At 63.3% G+C, this 4,439-nt stretch carries 2 protein-coding genes; both read right to left on the bottom strand.

All coding sequences use genetic code 11. The features are described 5' to 3' along the window. On the bottom strand, positions 1 to 1,834 hold a 1,834-nt coding region (locus ACRC1E_RS07550), incomplete at its 3' end, for a prolyl oligopeptidase family serine peptidase (RefSeq protein WP_438514492.1). Between the two features lie 125 nt (positions 1,835 to 1,959). After that, a partial coding sequence (locus ACRC1E_RS07545; RefSeq protein ID WP_438514491.1) for a hypothetical protein occupies positions 1,960 to 4,439 on the bottom strand: 2,480 nt, incomplete at its 5' end.

Genomic DNA, 4,439 nt, shown 5'->3' with positions numbered 1-4,439 from the left:
TGGTAAACAGTGCCAGCGGATAGTCAGCATCGGCCTGTACATGATGGTAGGGCGAATACGCCGCCAGCGCCGCGCGCTCGCTTGCATCGTCCGGGTCGCCATATTCGTCTATCCAGCTGGCACCGGCCAGCAGCTCGGTATAGCGCAACATGTCCAGTAACGGCACTTCGCACACCACGGCGTTAAAAAGATCGGGGCGGCGCACCATGCAGGCGCCGACCAAGAGGCCGCCATTGCTGCCGCCCTCTATCCCCAAGCGGCGCGGGCTGGTCAGCCCGTGCGCGATCAGGTCTTCGGCCACCGCGATAAAATCGCCAAAGCTCACCGCACGGCGCACCCCCTGCGCTGCCTGATGCCAGGCCGGGCCAAACTCGCCGCCGCCACGGATGCAGGCCAGCACGAAGGCACCACCCTTTTCCAGCCAGTGCGGGCCGAAGTTTTCAATGTAATAAGGCAGCATCGGCACTTCGAAACCGCCATAGCCGTACATCAGCGTCGGCGTATTGCCGTCCAGCACCGTATTCTTGCCGCGTACCACAAAGTACGGGATAGAGGTACCATCCCCGGCCAAGGCATGGCGCTGCTCGGCAACAAAGGCCGACGCATCGAAGGCTGCCGGCTGTGCGCGCAGCACCTCCTGCTCGCCGGTCGCCACATTCAGGCGATGCAATCCGGTCGGGGTCAGGAAGTCGCTGAAGCTGTAGCAGACAATATCGCTATCCCACGGCTGGTCGGCAAACTCGATCACGCCGCTGTCGGCCACCGGCAGCGCGCGTTCGCGCCAGCGGCCATCCACCTTATCGAAGGCAACAAGGCGGCTTTTGACATTATCGATCAGGTTGACCACCAAGCTTGAGCGCGTAGTCTCGACCGACTCGATCGACAGCTTGTCTTCAGGTGCCACCAGCACCTGCACCCGATCCAGCGCCAGATCCTGCAGCGCTACCGCCAGCAGGCTGCCGGCAGCATAGCTTTCGCCCTGCCATGCCCAGTCGTCGGCCAGCTTCACCAGCAACTCGCCATGCAGATAGCCCTCGATATCGGCCTTGGCCGGCAGCGGCAGCGCATGGCTCGCCAGATTCGCGTCTATCAGATGGTAGGTCTTGCTATAGAAGGAGTCCGACGCCTCGATGATGTCGAGCACGCTGCCATCGGCATCGAGATAGCGCCACGCCGCCACCATCATCGCGTCCTTGGGCGCGGCAAACAGCTGCGTCCACGCATGCTGGCCGTCCTCGGCACGCGCCACCAGCCACACCTCGCGCGGGTAGCCGGCACGCGTCAGCGGCGCGCCCTTCCAGCCCGGGCAGACAAAGGCACTGTCCACATCACGCCAGGCGATATGGCTCTTGCCCTCGGGAAAATCAAAGCCGTGCTCCACCCACGACTGCGCCTCGAGATCGTACTCGCGGCACACCGTCGCATCCTGCCCACCGCGGGTGAGGAAAACCTGCACCCGCGAAGGGGCGAGCGTGCAGTGCGAGATGCCGTCAAGAAACCAGTCTTCCTTGTCGGCCTCAGCCAGCGCATCGATATCGAGCACGATGTCCCAGTCCTGCGCGCCGGCGCGATAGGCATCCAGCGTACTGCGGCGGTAAACGCCGCGTGCATGGGCCTCGTCCTGATGGAAGTTGTACAGCCAGGCGCCGTGCTCGGCAAAAAACGGAATCTGGCGCGTGTCCTGCAGGTGGGCAAGGATCTCGACCGACAAAGGCGCGAAGCGGGAGTCGGTGTCGAGCAGGCTGCGGGTCTTGCTGTTTTGCGCCGCCACCCAGGCTTGCGCCTCGGGCGAGTCCAGGCTTTCCAGCCACAGATGGGGGTCGGTATGGGTCATGGCATCATCGCTTTAATATCGTTGGGCGCGATGATGCCAGTAAACCGGGCACTACGCTGCTATTGCACCGCCTTGCAGCGGGCAAATACTGGCCCTCCCTTGTGATGGCAGAATACATAGCGGCCCTAATGCTGGGCCGCCCAGCGTTGCAGACTGCCACTGGCAAATAGCGCAGCCAGCACCTGCTCCCCCGCCACCAGCCCCAGCTTGCGGTAGCTCTCCCATTGCTGGTCGTCAAAAAACTGGTCTATGGTCGTCTGCTGCGGGAAATCGGGATTCAGGCTGGCGTAATGCAGCAAATCGACCGGCAAGCCGGCCACAACCCGCGGCTTGATCAGCACGATGCGGCAAACAATTTCATCACGACCGGCCTGGCACACCTTGAGCAGGATGGCGCTGCGCGTATCTTTCGTCGCCACGCCGGGCGAGGCCCTGCGCTGCAGTTCGGCCTCACGCATGGCCTGCGGCGTGGTAAATGCCTGACGCAGGGCGTCATCGTCCATCTCCAGTTCGTCTACCACGATCTCCAGCTGATAATCGACACGGGCAAGGCGCACCAGATTGGCCAGATCGTCAAACTGGTAGTCAGGATCGGCACCACAGTCGCAGGCGATGATCAGCTGCACATCACGCTCGGGCCGCAATAGCTCGTACACACCGGTATTTTCAAAGTGGCCCCCATCCGACAGATACTGCCAGCGCGAGTGCAGGCCGCGAAAACGCCCGCTCCACTCGCGTAGCAGCAATAACTGATTGGCAAAAACGCGCCATGGCCATGCATCAGCCACGGGGCGGGAAACCAGACCGCTACCACGCAGCATCTGCCAGTCACCCAGACGGATATTGGCCAGGCCGCACAATAGCGAACTACCCAGCGAAGTGGCACGCCCCAGTCCGGTCGAAAAAGCCGCACCGGAAATGGCGACCCAGCGCCCCAGTTGCGGCACGCCTCCGTGCGGCACATGCAAACGCACGGCTTGGCCATCCACCCAAAAACGCACCTGATCATCCGCCCCCGGCGCCAGACAGACCGGCTTGCCCTTGCGGTCACGCTGCACCAATTGCTCGGCAGGCCCCAAGGTCTGGTTCAGCGCGCAATTAATCAGATGCAGCGGTGCCAGCGTCGCGTGGCCATAGTAGTCGGCCAGGGTCAGATCATCACCCGGCATGGGCTCGGCACTGCTGTAAGCCCTGCGCTCCTTGCTGGCAAAACGCTGGCCATTGGAGGCACCCAGATAGGCGCGGGTCAGACGCGCTGCATAGAACTGCTGCAATGACGACAGGCGTAGAAAGTCGGCAGTGCTGCCGGCAAGCGCGGCCAGCACCAGCGCCATCAACACCAGCAAGAATAAGCGCCAGCCGGAAGCAAAAGCACCGCTAGCCGGCAAAGCCCCTCCCCAGGCGACCGCCTGCACCAGACACGCCCACAGCATCAATACCAGCAGCGCCAACAGCACGCCCGCGACTGCCGTCAGCAGGGGCAAAGGCAATCGGGCTATCCAGCCTGACGGGGATTTTTCATCGAATACGCGGGCCAGATAACGCACCCCGGCCAGCGCCGTGCCCAATGCAGCCACGAGCGACGACAAAGTCAACGAACCCGCCGATGTGCGCTGCAGATAAAGGTAAAGCGACTGCCCCAGCGTTTCGACCAGCGCCAGCGTAAACAGCCCCAGCAAGAGCAGCAAACTGGCAGACAGACTGCGTGTCACACCTACCCGGTATTCTCCGCCGGCACCTGCTTCACCTGGCGCTTTGCGCTGCGCCCTCCAGCTATAGCCAAGCTGCAAGGCCCGGGCAGCCAGCCCCAGCCATAACAGGCCCCAGGCCGGATAACGCCAGAAGCCGGCCTGGGGCGGCCATGTGGCAAAGTATTCGAAACACGCAACCAGTAACGCCAGCGCCAACCATAGCCAATGCCCTGGCCGATAGCCGCCGCGACCCGGCGAATGGGGCATCAGCCAGTAAGCCAGCGCAGCCGGTGCACACCATAACAGCAGCAGCGCCGGCAACAGCGGCCACAAGGGGCTCCACCACAAGACAAAATCGGATCCCTTGCCCGACGCCAACGCGGCACGCAGCCCCATGTCCAGCCCTGCCCATGCCACTAGCCCGGCCTCGGACCAGGCCAGCAACCCCAGCAACAGTACGGCCAGCGTACCCAGCACCCCATGCACGGACAAAAGATTGCGAATAAACAGCGCCAAGGCATACGCCGTATCTCCGGCGCCGGTAGGCAATAGATAGCGGCCGTTTTCGCGCAACCAGGCCAGCGGCATCGACCGCCCGGCCAAGGCATCGCCTTGCCGGGCCATCGTCCGGGTACGCCGACTGGTGCTGAAACGGGGCGGCGGCTCGCCCCGCATCACAGCATAGGCATCAGCCGCCGCGCTCTCGGGCGTGGTCTCCTGGCGAAACCGTCCCGGCACAAACAGGCTGCAGAAAAAAGCGCCAAGATAGCCACCACCACTGACGGTGGACAAATAATCGAAGCGCGCCAGCCATGATGCCTCGCCCTGCAGGCTATCCGTGCCCGAGCCTGCAGCCGTAACCGGCACAGATGCACCCTCCAGCCGCGCCTTGGCCAGCGCCTGCATCACCCCCA

The organism is Craterilacuibacter sp. (assembly GCF_051659485.1).
Taxonomy (GTDB): domain Bacteria; phylum Pseudomonadota; class Gammaproteobacteria; order Burkholderiales; family Chromobacteriaceae; genus Craterilacuibacter.
Note: the sequence above shows the minus strand (reverse complement) of the source record. Positions and strands in the feature narration are given on the sequence as shown.